The organism is Pseudomonas glycinis, from assembly GCF_054871425.1.
The window spans coordinates 320,850-338,341 of sequence record NZ_JBTYHF010000007.1; the positions used below are offsets into that span (position 1 = coordinate 320,850).

General features: G+C 57.8%; 21 protein-coding genes. 9 read left to right on the plus strand and 12 right to left on the minus strand.

What is annotated here, in order from left to right:
- Nucleotides 1-110 precede the first annotated feature (110 nt).
- The 3 genes from ACYSTU_RS18680 (at nt 111) to ACYSTU_RS18690 (ending at nt 1,683) form a co-directional block, all read left to right on the plus strand.
- Entirely contained in the window at nt 111-326 is a 216-nt protein-coding gene (locus ACYSTU_RS18680; protein ID WP_016774741.1) for a tautomerase family protein, read from the plus strand.
- Nucleotides 323-979: a DsbA family oxidoreductase gene (locus ACYSTU_RS18685; protein WP_499000761.1), complete on the plus strand. Its 657-nt coding sequence runs from the start codon at nt 323-325 to the stop codon at nt 977-979. The genes ACYSTU_RS18680 and ACYSTU_RS18685 overlap by 4 nt, the downstream gene beginning before the upstream one ends.
- Nucleotides 980-1,053: 74 nt before the next feature.
- Nucleotides 1,054-1,683: a cysteine hydrolase family protein gene (locus ACYSTU_RS18690; RefSeq protein ID WP_499000763.1), complete on the plus strand. Its 630-nt coding sequence runs from the start codon at nt 1,054-1,056 to the stop codon at nt 1,681-1,683.
- A 77-nt stretch (nt 1,684-1,760) separates the two neighbouring features.
- Here the strand turns inward: ACYSTU_RS18690 and ACYSTU_RS18695 are convergent, their stop codons facing one another.
- The 7 genes from ACYSTU_RS18695 to ACYSTU_RS18725 all read right to left on the minus strand — a co-directional run bounded on the left by ACYSTU_RS18695 (nt 1,761) and on the right by ACYSTU_RS18725 (nt 7,086).
- A complete protein-coding gene (locus tag ACYSTU_RS18695) occupies nt 1,761-2,147 on the minus strand; it encodes a nuclear transport factor 2 family protein (protein WP_499000766.1) in 387 nt (128 codons plus the stop codon).
- A 57-nt stretch (nt 2,148-2,204) separates the two neighbouring features.
- Nucleotides 2,205-2,585 carry a nuclear transport factor 2 family protein gene (locus ACYSTU_RS18700; RefSeq protein WP_499000769.1) on the minus strand — a complete coding sequence of 127 codons (381 nt, stop codon included), beginning with the start codon at nt 2,583-2,585 and terminating at the stop codon, nt 2,205-2,207.
- 69 nt (nt 2,586-2,654) lie between these two features.
- Complete coding sequence (locus ACYSTU_RS18705) at nt 2,655-3,398, minus strand: SDR family oxidoreductase (RefSeq protein ID WP_499000921.1); 744 nt, start codon at nt 3,396-3,398, stop codon at nt 2,655-2,657.
- A gap of 79 nt (nt 3,399-3,477) precedes the next feature.
- The gene (locus tag ACYSTU_RS18710) at nt 3,478-4,584 is read right to left on the minus strand and encodes an alkene reductase (RefSeq protein WP_499000772.1); all 1,107 of its coding nucleotides are present in this window, start codon (nt 4,582-4,584) and stop codon (nt 3,478-3,480) included.
- Between the two features lie 56 nt (nt 4,585-4,640).
- Nucleotides 4,641-5,222, minus strand: coding sequence for a TetR/AcrR family transcriptional regulator (locus tag ACYSTU_RS18715; RefSeq protein ID WP_499000774.1), 582 nt, complete (start codon nt 5,220-5,222; stop codon nt 4,641-4,643).
- Between the two features lie 68 nt (nt 5,223-5,290).
- The gene (locus tag ACYSTU_RS18720) at nt 5,291-6,547 is read right to left on the minus strand and encodes a cation:dicarboxylate symporter family transporter (protein WP_499000777.1); all 1,257 of its coding nucleotides are present in this window, start codon (nt 6,545-6,547) and stop codon (nt 5,291-5,293) included.
- Between the two features lie 113 nt (nt 6,548-6,660).
- Nucleotides 6,661-7,086 carry a VOC family protein gene (locus ACYSTU_RS18725; RefSeq protein WP_039762906.1) on the minus strand — a complete coding sequence of 142 codons (426 nt, stop codon included), beginning with the start codon at nt 7,084-7,086 and terminating at the stop codon, nt 6,661-6,663.
- 152 nt (nt 7,087-7,238) lie between these two features.
- Here ACYSTU_RS18725 and ACYSTU_RS18730 point away from each other — a divergent pair, with 152 nt between their 5' ends.
- On the plus strand, nt 7,239-8,117 hold the full coding sequence (locus ACYSTU_RS18730) for a LysR family transcriptional regulator (protein ID WP_499000780.1): 879 nt from the start codon (nt 7,239-7,241) through the stop codon (nt 8,115-8,117).
- A gap of 125 nt (nt 8,118-8,242) precedes the next feature.
- On the opposite strand, the gene ACYSTU_RS18735 is transcribed toward ACYSTU_RS18730, so the two are convergent.
- The 4 genes from ACYSTU_RS18735 to ACYSTU_RS18750 form a co-directional block, all read right to left on the minus strand.
- Nucleotides 8,243-8,638 (minus strand): DUF1330 domain-containing protein, encoded by a 396-nt coding sequence (locus ACYSTU_RS18735; protein WP_499000783.1) that lies wholly within the window; start codon nt 8,636-8,638, stop codon nt 8,243-8,245.
- A gap of 44 nt (nt 8,639-8,682) precedes the next feature.
- Entirely contained in the window at nt 8,683-9,069 is a 387-nt protein-coding gene (locus ACYSTU_RS18740; RefSeq protein ID WP_282382924.1) for a putative quinol monooxygenase, read from the minus strand.
- A gap of 172 nt (nt 9,070-9,241) precedes the next feature.
- Nucleotides 9,242-9,466 carry an SDR family oxidoreductase gene (locus tag ACYSTU_RS18745; protein ID WP_499000788.1) on the minus strand — a complete coding sequence of 75 codons (225 nt, stop codon included), beginning with the start codon at nt 9,464-9,466 and terminating at the stop codon, nt 9,242-9,244.
- 116 nt (nt 9,467-9,582) lie between these two features.
- Nucleotides 9,583-10,404, minus strand: a complete 822-nt coding sequence (locus ACYSTU_RS18750) for an outer membrane protein OmpK (protein ID WP_016774745.1) — start codon at nt 10,402-10,404, stop codon at nt 9,583-9,585.
- 666 nt (nt 10,405-11,070) lie between these two features.
- On the opposite strand from ACYSTU_RS18750, the gene ACYSTU_RS18755 reads away from it, so the two are divergent.
- The 5 genes from ACYSTU_RS18755 (at nt 11,071) to ACYSTU_RS18775 (ending at nt 16,394) form a co-directional block, all read left to right on the plus strand.
- Nucleotides 11,071-12,093, plus strand: coding sequence for an ABC transporter substrate-binding protein (locus ACYSTU_RS18755; RefSeq protein WP_264365239.1), 1,023 nt, complete (start codon nt 11,071-11,073; stop codon nt 12,091-12,093).
- Between the two features lie 75 nt (nt 12,094-12,168).
- Complete coding sequence (locus ACYSTU_RS18760) at nt 12,169-13,194, plus strand: aromatic ring-hydroxylating dioxygenase subunit alpha (protein WP_217878113.1); 1,026 nt, start codon at nt 12,169-12,171, stop codon at nt 13,192-13,194.
- Between the two features lie 60 nt (nt 13,195-13,254).
- The gene (locus ACYSTU_RS18765; protein WP_125927054.1) at nt 13,255-14,097 is read left to right on the plus strand and encodes an ABC transporter ATP-binding protein; all 843 of its coding nucleotides are present in this window, start codon (nt 13,255-13,257) and stop codon (nt 14,095-14,097) included.
- 22 nt (nt 14,098-14,119) lie between these two features.
- Complete coding sequence (locus ACYSTU_RS18770) at nt 14,120-14,923, plus strand: ABC transporter permease (RefSeq protein WP_499000792.1); 804 nt, start codon at nt 14,120-14,122, stop codon at nt 14,921-14,923.
- 40 nt (nt 14,924-14,963) lie between these two features.
- On the plus strand, nt 14,964-16,394 hold the full coding sequence (locus ACYSTU_RS18775; RefSeq protein WP_499000794.1) for an amidohydrolase family protein: 1,431 nt from the start codon (nt 14,964-14,966) through the stop codon (nt 16,392-16,394).
- A gap of 154 nt (nt 16,395-16,548) precedes the next feature.
- Here ACYSTU_RS18775 and ACYSTU_RS18780 read toward each other — a convergent pair whose 3' ends face one another.
- Nucleotides 16,549-17,430, minus strand: coding sequence for a LysR family transcriptional regulator (locus tag ACYSTU_RS18780; protein ID WP_336352639.1), 882 nt, complete (start codon nt 17,428-17,430; stop codon nt 16,549-16,551).
- Between the last annotated feature and the right edge of the window lie 62 nt (nt 17,431-17,492).

Sequence of the window (17,492 nt, forward strand, 5' to 3'; positions counted from 1 at the left end):
TTATAAGTGATGTTCTCCGCCCCTGATTTATCCCCTGAACGCAACACTCTAAATTCCATCCCACTGCTCCCCTCATCATGTCGATGGGGCGCCTACTGGAGACTTATTCCATGCCTTTCATCAGCGTTCGTATCACTCGCGACGGCGTTACCAAAGAACAGAAATCTCAAGTCATCGCCGAGATCACCAAAACCATGCAAACCGTCCTCAACAAGGACCCGCATCTCACCCATATCGTTATTGAAGAGGTCGACACCGACAACTGGGGCTATGCCGGAATTACCACCACCGAGTACCGCCAACAATTGACGGAGTCGAAGAAATGACCTTCCCCGTCAGTATCGACTTTGTGTCGGATGTCGTGTGCCCCTGGTGCGCACTCGGCGCCACAGCGCTGGAACAAGCCATCGCCAATGTTGCCGGCGAAGTTGCCGTGGAGCTGACCTTCAAGCCCTTCGAACTGAACCCGGACATGCCGGCCGAGGGCGAGCACGCCATCAAGCACATGATGCGCAAATACGGGCGCAGCGCCGAAGAAGTCGCCTTGCGCAATGAAATGATCGTCGCGCGTGGCAAGGCCATCGGTTTTCAGTTCGACCTGGAAAAGCGCAGCCATTTCTACAACACCTTCGATGCCCATCGACTTCTGCTCTGGGCCGTGCAGGAAGGCCGCCAGGTTGCGCTGAAGAAAATCCTGATCAAGGCCTATTTCACCAATGGCGAGAACCCCAGCGACCACGAAACATTGGTGCGCCTGGCCGGTGAAGCGGGACTTTCAACCACCCGCGCCCGAGAGATTTTGGCCAGCGAGGCGTTCGCTCTCGAAGTCCGTGAACTTGAGAGCTTTTACCTTGAACGCGGGATTAACTCGGTCCCTGCCATGGTGCTGAATGGTCGCCAATTGGTGTCCGGATCGCTATCCGTCATGGAATACGAACAAATCCTCAGGCAAGTGGCACGAGAGTCCGCCGTAGCCTGACAAAGCGATTTACCAGCACGATGCCCGGGCGAGCCCACGGCATCGGTCACTCAACTTGCGTGGAGTACATCGTCATGTCGAACGCCTCTTATCCGCTGAACCGCACCGCTTATCTGCTGGTCGATCCGTACAACGATTTTCTCTCGGAAAACGGCAAGGTCTTCCCCTTGATCAAGCCGATTGCCGAACAGGTCGGGCTGCTCGACAACCTGCGAGCCCTCGATCGCGCCGTACGAGCGCAGAACATTCCAGTGGTCATCGTGCCGCACCACCGCTGGGAACACGGCGCCTACGAAGGCTGGGACCATCCAACACCGACCCAGTGCAAAATCATGCACATGCACCACTTCGCACGCGGTGAATGGGGCGGCGAATGGCATCCCGATTTCGCGCCGAAGGACGGCGACATTGTCGTGCAGGAACATTGGGGCTCCAGCGGCTTTGCCAATACCGATCTTGACTTTCGTTTGAAGCAGAAAGGCATCACCCACGTCATCATCGTCGGCCTGCTCGCCAACACCTGCATCGAAGCGACCGCCCGCTACGCCTCGGAATTGGGCTACCACGTCACGCTGGTGCGCGATGCGACCGCCGCATTCCGTGCGGAAATGATGCACGCCGCCCACGAGTTGAACGGGCCGACTTTCGCTCATTCAATCGTCACCACCCAGGAACTGATTGAAGCGCTGGCAGTGCAGGAGTAATAGTGATCAACCTCACCGGGCACTTGATCATCGGCGCGTTCAACGTCGCCGCCACTGACGGCGCGTTGGGTGAACGCTCAACCTTCGAACTGGTGATAAACCTTGGCGATAACTTTCCAGGTGCCGTCGATTTTGATCAGGGTCAGGTAGTCGTTATAGTCGGCACCGATTGCATCCTTTTCCATATCGACACGCACCACGGCTGTCGTGGGTGTGATCGCCAGAATGTCGAGGCGAGTCGTAATTTCTGGGGCGCTGCCGTTCTTCTGAACGAAATCAAACAGATTCTTGATTGGGCCGCCAAGCAATTCACCATTCGTGAAACCGTACATCACAGCGTCTTTATGGAAAGCTTGAGCAACGCCATCTGCACTGCCCACACGCAGACCTTCAACGTATTGATTGGCAGTAGCGATGACAGCGTTGTACTCGGAGGTTGGTACTGCCTTGATGTTCTTTGACATGGTTCTCTCCTTTCTTTGGGCGACGTAAAACACACGTCGCCAGACGCGCTCAAATGCTCAAACGGTCGGATGGGTGTGGTAAATCTTGCTGACGATGGTCCACTTGCCTTCTACCTTCAGCAGATTGAAGAAGTCGGTGAATCGATACCCCGAAACATTGTCAGTATCAACGCGCGCACTGGCGGCAGTGCCTACGATGTCGATGCGAACGATCGCGGCTTTGGCTTCAGGAGATGGGCGGAAAGAGTTGTCGATGACGTCGTACAGATTCTGGATCGCGCCGCCGACGAGCTTGTCGCCGTCGACGCCAAACATGGTTGCTTGCTCGTTGAACGCGGGCTTCATCACAGTGCTGTCAGCCTTGGCACCACCTTCGTTGTACTGACTCAGAACAGCAACGATCGCGTTGTATTCCTGAACGTAAGTTGGATTGCTCATGATGTACTCCTGGTTGCATGTTGCCGGTGACCCTTTTGGTCACTCGGGCACGGAAAACTCAAACGACAATTACCAATCCTGGCGCGTCGGCGAGATGATCAAATCGTTGACGGTGACATTTTCCGGTTGGTTGAGCGCGTATATCACTGCGCGGGCAATATCGTCCGGCGCAATGGCAATCCGATTCAGCTCTTGGGCAGCCTTACGTCCTTCAGGATCACTGACCTTGTCCGCCCAGCCGGTATTGATCACGCCTGGGCTGACGGTGTTGACGCGGATGCCATGCTGCACGCCCAACTCCTTTCGCATGGATTCGGTCATGGCCTGGACGAAAAACTTGGTTGCGCTGTAAACACCCGCCGCCGGGCCGACCTGGTGACCTGCAACGGAGTCCATGTTGAGAATCTGCCCGGTTTTCTGTTCGAGCATGAATGGCAATACAGCAGCAATAGTGTTGAGGTAGCCCTTGATGTTCACATCAATCATCTTTTCCCAATCCTGCACGGCCAGATCGACCCAGTTGGAAAAGAGCATCAGGCCGGCGTTGTTGACCAGGATGTCCACTGCGCCATAGGTGTCTTGTGCAAACTTCGCGAGCGCTTTGGTTTGATCCAGATGGGTAACGTCTGTGGTGAAAGCGACCACGTCGCTCCCGGCCTCACGCAGCTCGGCAACAAATGCTTCCAACTCAGCCTGATCGAGTGCTGCTGCCACGACGCGAGCGCCATGCGCGGCCAACGCGCGGGTGGTGGCAGCACCAATGCCGGAAGACGCGCCAGTGACGATGGCAACCTTGTTTTGCAGATAATTCATATTTGAGTACCTCTTGTGCGGCGAAATTGTTTCGCGACGAAGCCTCCCCCCGCCGAACTGACGCAAAGTGAATCTCCAATTAATTGGAGTTGGCCGTTGGCCAATCGATGTAGCCCTTGGCGCCTCCGCCGTAATAACTCTCGCGCGGAGCTATGGTCAGCTCGATACCCCGACGCAGGCGATCTACCAAATCGGGGTTGGCAATGAACAATCGACCAAACGCCACGGCATCAATCCGCCCTTGCGCCCTGCGCTCCCGCGCCATTTCCAGGTCATAGTTGTTGTTGCCAATGTACGGCCCTTCGAACTGCGCACTCAGCGCGTCCAGATCCACCCCTTCAGGAACGGTACGAGAGGTGGCTGTCGCGCCTTCGACGAAATGTAGATAGGCCAAGTTGAATCTGTTCAATTGGTGAATGAGGTGACCGTAGGTCGCCATGACGTTGCTGTCTGGAGGCGTGTTACCTGCATCAGGAGTTACTGGTGAAAGGCGGATGCCGACCCGGTCACTGCCCCAAATTGCGACCACGGCTTCGGTGACTTCAAGTGTCAGTCGTGTCCGATTTTCGATAGAGCCGCCGTACTGGTCAGTCCGCTGGTTGGTGGAATCACGCAGGAATTGGTCGAGGAGATAACTGTTGGCTGAATGGACTTCAACGCCATCAAAACCGGCGCGTTTTGCATTTTCTGCCGCATGCCTGTACTGCTCGATGATCCCCGGGATCTCTGAAGTCTCAAGCGCCCGAGGCATGGACACTTCGACCATGCCATTGTTGGTATAGGTCGTACCTTCGGCCTTGATTGCTGAGGGCGCGACCGGCGCTTCGCCGTTTGGCTGCAGCTCAACGCTGGAGAAGCGCCCTACGTGCCATAACTGGCTGACGATTTTCCCGCCGGCCGCATGCACTGCGTCAGTGACTTTTTTCCAGCCTGCCACCTGCTCCTCCGACCAGATACCGGGCGTCATGGCATAGCCACGCCCTTGAGCAGAAATGTTCGTGGCCTCGGCGATGATCAGGCCCGCGCTGGCTCGCTGGGCGTAATAAGTGGCATGCATTTCGTTCGGCACACCGTCGTCAGCCATTCGACTGCGAGTCACTGGCGCCATGACAATTCGGTTAGCCAGTTGCATCGCCCCCATCGTCATGGGGGAAAACAGGTCGGTGTCTGCGGCAATATCAATCATAACAACTCCAAATGAATAGACCGGTCGTCTAGTTAAAAGCTTAAAAAAAACCGCCCCTATGCCAGCAGGCGCTTACTTGTGATCAGTGCCGTATCAAAGGCAGCCGTCGTATTGCGAACCTTCACCAAAAGTGATGCCCCTAACCATAATTGATACAGCGATTCAGCCAGTGTTTCTGCGTCCTGAGTCGAAGTGATGGAGCCATCAGCCTTTCCTTGCTGAACACACCGCGTGATTCTCTCGATGATCAGCGTGGTGCCCTCCTCCAATACGCCGCGCATGTCTTCCGACAGGTCGCACACTTCGGCACCGAGTTTCACCACCAGGCATTTCTCTTCGGGATGATCGAACGCCTGCGTCTCCGCCCAATAGCGCAAATAGCCAAGGAGCCGCTCGGCGCCCGTCCCTTGCGCCGCCATGACAACGTCTAGCCGCCCGATATACTCCTGAAAGTATTCGTCCAATAGTGCCTGGCCGAATTCCTCTTTGGAGGTGAAGTAGTGATAAAAGGACCCTTTGGGTACACCCGCCGCCTTCAGCACTTCCATAAGACCGACTGCGGTGTAGCCCTTGTGGGTCATCAATGACTTCGCTACATCGATGATGTGTTGTCGCATGTCTTGATTAGGTTTTTTCATAGTGCGTACAGCCTAGTAAAAACTAGACCGGTCGTCTAGCAACCATCTTCAGTATCTGACGAACGCGGCTAAACGCTTGCTGCCGTGTGCGGCTGAGAACGTTTCACTGCAACCTTCTCCCACTTGGCGATAACCAACGGTGCAATGGCATTGCCCAATACGTTCAGCGTGGTGGTGCCACTGTCGATAATCCTGAAGATGCCTGCGATCAACGCCACGCCTTCTAACGGTAATCCGGCAGACGCCAATGTCGCCGACAGGATGATGATGGCAAACCCGGGCACCCCTGCTGCTCCCTTTGAGGTCAGCACCATCGTCACCACCAGAAGGATCTGCTGCGACAGAGATAGGTCGATGCCATAGAGCTGCGCCACGAAGATCGTTGCCACACCGAGAAAAATCGATGCGCCATCCAGGTTGAACGCATAACCCACCGGCACCACAAAACTGACGATCCGACGCGGTACCCCGTAGTGCTCCAATCGGGTCATCAACTGCGGCATGACGGCTGCGGACGCGGCGCTCGAAAACGCCAGAATCAACTCATTGCGAAAGTACCGGATCAACTTGAAAATGTTTTCGCCAATCAAATAGCAAATGCCGCCGAGTATCACCAACGCGAATACTATCAGCGCCAGATAAACCACCCCGATCAACTTGAGCAACGGCAACAATGAGGCGAAACCAAACGTCGCCACGGTCGCGCCGATCATTCCAAACACACCAATCGGTGCGTAAGCCATGACGATTGAGACGACCTTGAACATTGCATCGGAAAGGCTCTGAATTACCGCGATGAAGGGTGCGCTTTTGTCCTTCGGCAGAGCGTTCAATGCCATGCCTAACAGCACCGCGAAAAACAACACGGACAGCAACTTCGCTTCTGACATAGCAACCAGCACATTGTCAGGGACGATATTCTGCAAGATGACTAATGCGCCTTTGGACGGCTCCAGAGTGATCGATGCGGTACCGTGCGTAATACCGGAAATGTCGGTGCCCGTACCCGGCTCAAAGACGTTGGCGAAACATAAGCCGATGACAATGGCCAAGGCCGTAATTGCAAAAAAGTAGCCCAGCGATTTTATTCCCATGCGGCCAAACGATTTGTTATCGCCACCGCCTGCGATGCCCAGAATCATGCAACAGAACACAATCGGTACAACCACCATCTTCATCATCTTGATGAAGATATCTCCGAGCGGTTTGAGGATCTCCGCACTCACCCATGTCTGGTAGTGCGGATGCGTATTGAAATACCAACCGACAAGCACGCCAAGCAACAGCCCGGCAACGATTTGCCACACCAAAGGAATACGTTTCATGTCTAGCCTTCTTGTTGGAGTGAAAGGTCTGCGTTTATTCGCAGTTGCTAGAGTCATGAGCTTCCAGCTCATTTGAGATCAAATGGCACAACGCCGTTGTGCCATGGCTGTTGTTACTTGGCAAAGAGCTGGCTCATATCCTTGAAAGCCTTGAACTCAAGAGCGTTGCCGCACGGATCAAACAAAAACATGGTGGCTTGCTCGCCCACTTGGCCTTTGAAACGAATGTACGGCTCGATCACGAATTCAGTACCAAACGACTTCAGACGTTCGGCCAGTGCCTCCCACTGTTCCCAACCTAAAATGATGCCGAAGTGCGGAACGGGAACATCGTGTCCGTCAACTGGATTGCTATGCACGCTTTCCTGCGAAGCGGTTTTTGGATGTTCGTGAATCACCAGTTGGTGACCATAAAAATCGAAATCTACCCACTGCGTGCTGGAACGCCCTTCTTCAAGACCAAAAACCTCACCGTAAAAGGTGCGAGCTGCAGCCAGGTCGTAAACAGGGATTGCGAGGTGGAATGGCGAGAGGCTCATCAGAACTCCAAATATTTTTTGTTGGTTGGCGAACATTTCCACGTCATTAGCTCTCTGGATTAAGCCTTGCCGGGGATGGGAGACATCGTAGGACGGGAATCCAAACATAAAAATCAATATATATTTCTTAGAAACACAACTAATATTTGTGAATGATCAAAGAACTGAAGACACTCATTGCTGTGGCCCGGGAAGGCACATTCGCCGCTGCTGGCAACAAGATCGGCCTGACCCAGGCCGCTGTGAGCGCGCAAATCCAGCGCCTGGAAGGCGAGCTCGGGTTCGAAATTTTCGACAGGAAAGGGCGCTCGGCCCATCTCAACAAAATGGGCCACCAGATACTTCTGCAGGCGCAAGAGCTGCTGAGGCTTTATGACAATCTGGGCTCTACAACGCCGGGCGAGCCTCCCAGCGTGCTGGTCAGCATCGGTGCGATCGCGTCCGTGCAGCGCTCCTATTTGCCCGATGCGCTTTCGAAGTTTCACAAACAGTGTCCGCAGTGCCGCACACGTGTCATCCCAGGCCTTTCAATGGAGATGGTGAACCTCGTCGACGCCGGCGAGATCGACATGGCCGTCATCATTCGCCCGCCCTTCTCCCTCCAAAGTGACCTGCGCTGGACGACATTGGCGCTAGAGCCCTACCGACTGATCGTGCCACATGACCTAGAGGGAGAAGACTGGTCGAAACTGCTGTCCAGCCAGCCATTCATTCGCTATGACCGATCATCCTTCGGCGGCAGGCAGGTCGATCGTTTCCTGCGGCAGATGCATTTCACCTTGAAGGAGGTTTGTGAACTGGATGAACTGGAGGCCATCATCAAACTGGTTGAAAATGGTTTGGGCGTCGCGCTGGTGCCACAAACATCAAATCAACAAAAATGGCCCGCTAGTGTGCGGGCGCTCGACCTAGGACAGCACACCTTCCACCGTGATATTGGGCTGGTACACCGGTCTCGGAAGAGTTTGACGGAGCCTGTGCGAATTTTGGCTCAGCTTATCAGTGATCAGGTAACAGCCACTTCCAAATGAGAGCCTTCAATAAAAAGGGCCCTGCCCTCGCTAAAAAGGCCTTGATGGTGTAACTCATCCCGAACGGAGAAAAACGAATTTGTGAGGCCGAGTTCGTTCTCAAGCATTAACGAGCAACTGGGTGACTACCGCACCTGCACTCCCTCGATCAAGTACACATCCGTTTTGGCTGAACGCTGACGAATTTTCCTCAACTCGGTGTATTCCTTAGAGTCGTACCAAGCCTGGGCTTTTTCGATGCTCGCAAACTCGATGACGACACGGCAACGCTTTGGCGCTTCACCCTCAAGCGAAATGGTCTTTCCTCCACGCACTATGAAATGCCCGCCATAGGGTTTGAAAGTTGATTCGACCTGCGCACTATAAGGCTTCATCCCTTCGGGATCGGTAACCTCAAACTCGGCAACATAGTAGGCAAGGGGTGCTGCCAACTCGGCGTCTGCCGCCATCACACGACAGCTGCCCACCGCAAAATACGCCAGTCCTGCCATCGCTACCGCCATTGCCTTTGATTTTTTCATTGCCTTCCTCCATTGATAAATCAGCGTGCCCAGCGGGCAATCGGTTACGGGCCAGGCCGTGGACTGAGCTCGATTGGCGTTGTTTCAATCAAACGCTTCGACAGAATCATCGACTTCGTAGCAACGGCGTATTTTTTGAAATGCGGCGATTCGATATGGCTTCGATATGCCGAGTCGCTGGCGTAGATTTCGAAAAAATGAAACCAGTTTGGGCGGTCGACTTCGGCGACCGCGTAGATAGATATGACGCCCGGCTCTATTCGAGTCGATTCTGCGATTTCCTCTCTGACTGCGGCCTGATAGGCCGCAACCTGTGCAGGATCGATTTCAAGTTGCGCGACGCGTACCACCAAGCCGTTTTCCTCGGCGGCCAGCGCTTGTCCTGCAAGTAATCCAGCCAAGGCGATCACTCCCAATAAACGTTTACCCATCAGCTTTCCCCTTCCTTTTGAATAACCCGGTCAGCAGGATGATGGTGGACAACGCAGTTACCGTCATCATTCTTGTTTTGGGTGGATTCGATTCCAACATGTAGCTCTTCCTTTGATGTACGGGTGAAAGTCAGGCATGGCTTGAATCAGCGCGCTGTAAAACGTGGCACGATCACCGCATGACGAACCCGCCATCCACTGATATGGACTGGCCGGTGACATAACTGGAGGCGCTACTGCTTAACCAGAGAACCGCGTCAGCGATCTCCTCTGGTTTGCCATGTCGGCCCATCGGCACTGCCTTGGCCATGGCCTCAAGGGCTGCGCCCTGCCCAGCCGCGACCATCTGATCGACCATCGGCGTCCAAATCTCCCGAACGGCAACGCTCCTGCTCACTACCGCGTACTGATGCGGCCTGGCTAGCCACCCGCTTGTTTTCTGCCAGCCTTAGACAGAATGAAACCGGGGCACCAAGCGCCCCGCTCCCACGTGCAACAGCTCGCTCTTTCACGTCAGAAATGCACCTTGAGCAAGAGACTCAGCGCATTCTGGTCGGTAGGGAATCCGCTCGTGTCTTCAATCCCGTATTTATTCGACCAGTAATCCCATTCAAGTCCCGCATAAAAACGTTTTTGCTGTTGCCCCAGCGCCTTGCCCACGTCGTATTTGACTTGTGGGTTGAAGTGAAAGCTCCTCGCCACATAGTTGGAGGTGCCTTTGTTGCCGACGTCGTTGACGTACCACTCCAGATAGCCGTCGAAAAGAATGTCGGAGCGACCCACCGGGAGGGTCATGGACCAGGTCGGGTTGATCTGCCATTGACCTGAGGCCTTACCGGTGATGCCGTCGGGTTTGCGGTAGTAGGTATTCAGGGAAAAGCGATCGAAGCCTGGAAGCACGAGGTCGACAGCGGGGCCCAACAGATATTTGCGATTGCGGTTTTCACCGCGCTCGTAGGTGGCGGCGATGAGTACGTCCTTGACGATGCCATAGCTCAGGGAGCGGTCACTGATTTTGCCCAGCGACAGCCGTGGGGAGAATTCACCGTAGTAGGAATGGCCGTCGGCACCCGAGAGTCCACTGGACCATTTGTTGTCGACGAACATGAAGATATCGCCCCACGTCCAGCCGCTGGCGTGTTCGAAGCTCAGCGTGTGCTGAGTATCGTCGCCAGTGCCGTCGACTTTGAAATGCTGGCCGTAGAGGTAGCTCAAGCTGTTGTCGTTCCACAACAGAGGGCCAGCTTCGGCGCCGGCGCTGGCCAGAGCTAACAGCGGCGGCAGGCTGCGACGCAGCAGTGAAGGTGCAAGTAATGGAATACGCGATGCGTTCATGGGCTGCCCTTGTCAGGTGATTGGCGGATATCACCGGCAAGGCATGCCCGAGCTGCGGATCAAGCAGCTGCTCTGGCCCTCAACTTAACGAGGGGCGACCCTTGCCGGGTGCGCGGCGTAATGCCGCCAGAGCAATGCCCTGCACCTCGGGTTCTGTTGAGAGCCCTCTGTGCTGACCGCTTCTACTCGATTGAGGACTAAGCAGGGGTTGTGCCAACTGAGCGAATACAATCTTCAACCCTCATTCAGCACAATCGATGGGTAAACTGAATACTTTTCAGCTATCGGTTGCGCACCAGATTGAGGCGCGCCCACTTGAATTCGCACCGTTGCGAATCGCCTGCCCACCTCCTGCTGATTGCCTCGCCCGCCGGATCCCGTGAGGGCGGGCCTGCGACGGCTTGGCACACTTTTGGCTATGACTGCTTTCGAGTAGAAGCGGTCAGTGCCAGCAATGGCACCGGGCATTGCTCTTGCGCCCCTCCCTGTGGGCGTACGTCCGATTGGATGCTTGAACGCGGCGCCAGCGCCCCGGGCAAGAGAGAAGTGTCAGCCGTGTAACTACGCATATACGCCCTCTCTCCTTCCCTTGTTCTCTCCAATCGGTCCCTCGCTGGCGTGCCGATTGGCGCGCGGCGGTTTTCGAATCGTTGTGGAGAACACATCATGAAAATTCGCTTTGCCTTGGGTCAACCGCTTCGCTCGCTACTGGCCACGGCGCTTGTGCCCGCCGCCCTGATCGCGTCTCCACTGGCTTTGGCCAATGACAAGGTCGTGCTGCTCACTTCCTGGTATGCCCAAGCTGAACAGGGCGGTTTCTACCAGGCCCTGGCGGATGGACTGTATGAAAAAGAAGGCCTGGACGTGACCATCCGCATGGGTGGGCCGCAGGTCAATGGCATGCAGCTGCTGCTCAACAAGCAGGCCGATTTCATCGTCAACTACGACTTGCAGATTCTCAAAAGTGTGGAGCAAGGCCTGCCGGTGGTGGCCGTGGCCGCGCCCTTTCAAGGTGATCCTCAGGGGCTGCTGACCCATGCCGATGTGAGCGGCCTGGATGCTTTGCAGAACAAACAGGTGCTGGTGTCCACCTCCGGCCAGCAAACGTGGTGGCCGTGGCTCAAGGAAAAATACCAGCTCAAGGACAGCCAGGCCCGCCCCTACACCTTCAATCTGCAACCCTTCCTCGCGAACGCCAACACCACGCAGCAGGCCTATGCCAGCTCCGAGTTGTTCCAGGCGTTGAAGGCCGGGGAGAAAGCCAACTTCTTCCTGTTTGCCGACGCCGGTTACCCGCCCTACGGCTCGACCCTGGCCACTCGCCAGGATGTGATCGATCAGCATCCTGAGCGAGTCCAGCGCTTTGTTCGCGCCTCGATGGAGGGCTGGAAGCGCTACCTCGACAACCCGAGCGCCAACCACCTGATCAAGGCCGACAACCCGAACATGAGCGATGAATTGCTCGCCTGGGGCTTGTCGACGCTCAAGCAATACCGCCTGGTCACCGGCGGTGATGCCGCCACCCAAGGCATCGGCGTGATGAGCGATGCGCGCTGGCAGGCCACGCGCAATTTCATGGTCGAAGCCGGCCTGCTCGGTGCCGATGCGCCTTGGCAGAAGGCCTACACCACGCGCTTCGTCAAGGACTTGAAGGTACTGCCTGGCGCCGAACAGTCCGCCAGCCGCTGAGCCTGATTGCAAGACTGCTGAACCCAGAGCCCGAGCCCAAGAGCCGGCTGAACGAATACCGTGAGGACACTTGTTATGTTGGTCACCAAACAACCTGTATTGCGCCGTTTCTGGTATGCCCTGCTGCCCATGACCGCGCTGGATGCCGGCCCGCAGCCCTTCACTTTACTGGGTGAGGCGCTGGTGCTGTGGAAGCGTCCCGACGGCACCCCGGTGGCCATGCGCGACCGTTGCTGCCACCGCACCGCCAAGCTCTCGAAAGGCTTTGTCAGCGAGGACGGCAACATCGCCTGCGGCTATCACGGCTGGGAATACGACTGCACCGGCACCTGCGTGAAGATCCCGCAAAACCCCGCTGGCATGATTCCGCCGGGCGCCTCGGTCCAGGCCTTTCACTGCCAGGAAAAATACGGCTACGCCTGGGTCGCCCTCGACGATCCTCTGCAACCAATCCCTGAGTTTCCCGAGGATGGCGCCCCGGGCTACCGGCGCATCTTCCAGTTTTATGAAGAGTGGAAAACCAGCCCGCTGCGGGTCATGGAAAACTCCTTTGACAACTCGCATTTTTCCTTCGTCCACAAAGCCAATTTCGGCCTTTTCGACCAGCCCGCGCCGGCGGGCTACGAGTTTCGCGAAACCGACTACGGCTTCGAGGCGGAGACTCGGGTGCCGATCCGCAATCCTGAGGAGAGCTATCGCATCACCGGCACCCGCGAGCCGATCACCCAGCGCCACCTGATCAACCGCTATTACCTGCCGTTCTCCCGGCGCTTTGGCTGCATGTACCCGGACAGCGGCATCCACCACATCATCTACAACTGTGCGACACCCATGGAAGACGGGCGCCTGATGCTGGTCCAGTGGCTGTACCGCAATGACAGCGAAGAGCAATGCTCGACCCAGGAACTGATCGAATGGGACGCAGCGATCACCGCCGAAGACCGCGACATCCTCGAAGCCACCGATTACGACGCCTGTGTCGATACTCGCCGGCGAGTGGAACTGCACATGCCGTCGGACAAGCCTGGCCTGGTGATTCGCCGGCAACTGCTGGGCCTGCTCGAAGCCCACGGTGAAAGTGAAGTGTTCCTCAGCCATTGAAGTCAGCGCCCCGGTGTGCCGGGGCTTTACCGGACGCTCATGACCCAAGGGGAGAGCGCTATGTTGATGCAAACCATAACTGGGGCCAACGCCCTGCCACAGGCGTTGCCACGGGGCGACAGCGTCGGCGTGCAAACACCGCTGTTCGCCAATCAGGTGGAAAAAACCTACAGCAACGGCACCCAGGCCTTGAGCCGGGTGAAGCTGGCCATTCAGCGCGGCGAGTTCGTTTCATTGCTCGGCCCTTCGGGCTGCGGCAAGAGCACCCTGCTGAAAATGTTCGCCGGCCTCGAAAAGCCCTCCGCCGGCCACGTGCGCTGGTGGGGCAAGGACAGCCCGGCCAGCCCGACCCAAGGGCAAAGCCTGGCGATGGTGTTCCAGGAGGCGACCCTGATGCCTTGGGCCAAGGTCAGCGACAACGTGCGCCTGCCGCTGGATCTGGCCAATGTGCCCAAAACCCAGAGCCAGCCAAAGGTCGACGCCGCCCTTGCCCTTGTCGGCTTGGACCGCTTCAGCCAGGTGTACCCGCGGGAACTGTCCGGCGGCATGCAAATGCGCGCGTCCATCGCCCGGGCCTTGGCCACCGAGCCCAATCTGCTGCTGATGGACGAGCCCTTCGGCGCCCTGGATGAGTTCACCCGCAACAAGCTCGACAGCGACCTGCGTCAGCTGTGGGCTAGCCGCGACCTGACCGTGGTGTTCGTCACCCACAGCATTTTCGAGGCCGTCTACCTGTCATCGCGGGTGGTGGTGATGGGTGCGCGCCCGGGCCGAGTAATCGCCGACATCGAAATCGACGGCCCGTTGGAACGAGACGAGGCCTACCGCACCTCCCCGGCCTTTATCGCGCAGTGCGCACGCCTGTCCCGGCTGCTGGCCGAGGCCAATGGCGATTCTTGCTGACTTCACTGAGAGCCCGATCATCATGAACTCGTCCTTTACTCCCTGGTTACGTCACCCCACGGTGTTGCGCATCGTCTCGCCGCTGCTGCTCGGCGCGTTATTGCTGGGTCTGTGGCAATTGGCATGTGTGGCCTGGAAGGTGCCGGTGTATCTGGTGCCCTCCCCGGTCGATATCGGCCGTACGCTGATCAGCGATGGCCCGATGCTGTTCGGTGCATTGTGGATGACCTTGAAGATCACTTTTTTCTCGTTTGCCCTGGCGGTGCTTATCGGCACCCTGGCGGCGTTTGTGTTTGTGCAGAGCCGCGTGCTGGAAGCCAGCCTGTTTCCCTACGCCATCCTGTTGCAGGTGACGCCGGTGGTGGCCGTGGCACCGCTGATCATCATCTGGTGCAGCAACACCACGCTGGCGTTGATTATTTGCGCGACCCTGGTGGCGATTTTCCCGATCATCGCCAACACCGTACTCGGCTTGCGCAGCGTCAACCCCGGCCTGCTCAATCTGTTCCGCCTGAACCGCGCCAGCCGCTGGCAGGTGCTGTTGCGCCTGCGCATTCCCAGTGCCCTGCCGTGTTTTTTTGCCGGGCTGCGCATTGCCAGCGGGCTGGCGTTGATCGGCGCGGTGGTGGCGGAGTTCGTCGCCGGCACCGGGGGCACCGGTGCAGGGCTGGCGTATCAGATCCTCCAGGCCGGCTTTCAACTGAATATTCCAAGGCTGTTCGCTGCTCTGCTGCTGATCGCCTTGACCGGTGTCGCGTTATTCAGCCTGATGGCCGTGCTGGCCCGATTGAGCCTGCGCAACTGGCACGAAAGCGAACTCGGCTGACCCTTTGAATCCGCCGCAGATGCGGCGTATGGAGCCTCACATGAAGATTCAAAATAGCTGGCTGGTACGTAACGCCAGCGCCATCCTCACCGGCTTGTCCGGTGCGGCGGCGCGCCACGCCGGGCCTGATATCCGTATCGTCGACGGCCGCATCAGCGCCATCGGCGCCCTGCAGCCCCAGCCCGGCGAGCGAGTGCTGGATGCCACCGACTGTGTGGTCTACCCGGCGTGGGTCAATACCCACCATCACCTGTTTCAGTCGCTGCTCAAAGGCATTCCCGCAGGTATCGACCAGAGCCTGGGAGCCTGGCTGGGTGCCGTGCCCTATCGCTATCGCGGCGCGTTTGACGAGCAAAGCTTTCGCCTCGCCGCGCGCATTGGCCTGGTCGAATTGGCACGATCCGGCTGCGCCACCGTCGCAGACCATCATTACCTGTACTTGCCGGGCATGGACTTTGACAGTGCCGAGGTGCTGTTCGAGGAAGCCGAACGGCTGGGGCTGCGGTTTGTCCTCTGCCGTGGCGGCGCCACGCAAGCACGGCAAGCCGAAGGCAAGTCCGTGGCCGGGCCAGAGACCCTGGAGCAATACCTGGACGACGTCGAGCGTCTGGTGCGGCGCTACCACGACCCGACCGCCGATGCCTGGCGGCGGGTGGTGATGGCGCCCACCAGCCCTCCCTACTCCATGCCTGCCGAACACCTGCGCGAAACCGCCCGGGTCGCCCGGCGACTGGGCATTCGCCTGCACAGCCATCTGAGCGAAACCGTCGAATATCAGAATGAGGTGCAGCAACGCCACGGCATGTCGCCAGTGGCGTTCTGTGCCGAGCACGAGTGGCTCGGCCCGGACGTGTGGTTCGCGCATTTGGTGAAACTCGACGCCGAGGAAATCCGCATGCTCGGGGCCAGCGGTACGGGCATTGCCCATTGCCCGCAAAGCAATGGCCGCCTGGGCAGTGGCATTGCCGATGTGGTGGGCATGGAGGCTGCGGGAATGCCGGTGTCGATTGGCGTGGATGGCGCCGCCTCCAACGAGGCCTGCGACATGATCAGCGAAACCCACGCCGCCTGGCTGATGCAACGGGCCAGACTTGGCGAACGGGCCCGCCCGCGTTATGCCGGCGGTGACGAGGAAGGCGGTGCCAGCGCGGCCACGGTGGAAGACGTGGTGCGCTGGGGTACGTCTGGCGGGGCTCGGGTGCTGGGGCTGGACGCCGTGGGCAGCGTGCAAGTGGGCATGGCGGCCGACCTGGCGATCTATCGCCTGGACCAGCCGCGATACTTCGGCCTGCATGACCCGGCGATCGGGCCGGTGGTGGGCGGAGGACGCCCGACGTTGCGCGCCTTGCTGGTCGGTGGCCGGTTGACCGTACACGACGACCAGTTGCCTGACTTCGACCTGGCCGAACTCGGCGCCCAGGCCCGGGACGCGGTGCGGCGGTTGCAGCAGGCCGCAGGCGTACGCTCATGAGCTGATCTCCCCGGCACGTGCTGCCGTGCCAATACTCGGCCGCATCAAATGTCTGGTAGATGGAAAAATACGCCAGTAATCGACTTGGGACTGTAATCAGACAGTTTCAGGGTCCCGGAGAAGAAAGCAGCGGACGGCGTATCACAAGGCGCTGCTACAACAATTGCTCGCGTAGAAAATCGATGAACGCCATTGTCCGCGCTGAACGTCGTCGCTCGCGGCTGAGTACGGCGCTGACAGGCAGCGCGCTGGTCTGATAGTTGTCGAGTACGGTACTCACCCTGCCCTGCTCGACGTCAGCTGTGAACAGCCATTGCGGTGAGAGGGAAATACCCAGGCCGGAGAGCACCATTTCGCGGATGGCCTCGCTGCTGTTGCTGGTGACATTGCCCTGGATACCTACATCGAACGCCTGGCCGAGGTGCGTAAAGTGCCAACGGTCGTAATGCTCCAGCAACGTGAAGCCGATGCAGTTGTGTCCTGACAGTTCGCTGGGCTCACGTGGCACGCCGTGTAGATCCAGATAACCGGGCGCCGCATAGACACGCCGTGGGCTATTGCCCAGTGGCAGTGCCACCAATCCCTCGCTCTTCACTACGCCAATGCGGATCGCCAGATCGATGTTTTCCTTGAGCAGGTCTTCATTGTGGTCACTCAGCCGCAGGTCAATCCGCACATCAGGATGGCGTTGCAGGAAAGTCCCTATGAGCGGCGCAATGCATAACCTTCCATAACTGACCGGCGCGGCGACTCGTAAAGGGCCGGCAATCTGCTCCTGGCCACTGGTAAAGCTCCGTGTAGCAGTTTCGACGTGGCCGAGAATTTCCTGGCAGTGGTCGTAGAAGCGTTGACCTTGGTCGGTCAGGGCCAGGTGCCGAGTGCTGCGTGCGAACAGTGGCCCACCCAGATACTGCTCCAGCGCGCGCACTTGCTTGCTCACTGCTGGCTGCCCCATGTTCAGTTCACGGGCGACCGCCGAGAAAGACCCGCGCTCCACGACGCGGACAAAGACATGCATGCTGTCGAACAGATCCATCGACGATTGGTTCTCTTTGGGGAATAAGTCATATGCAAATTGGGTTTCTTATCGGAATGATT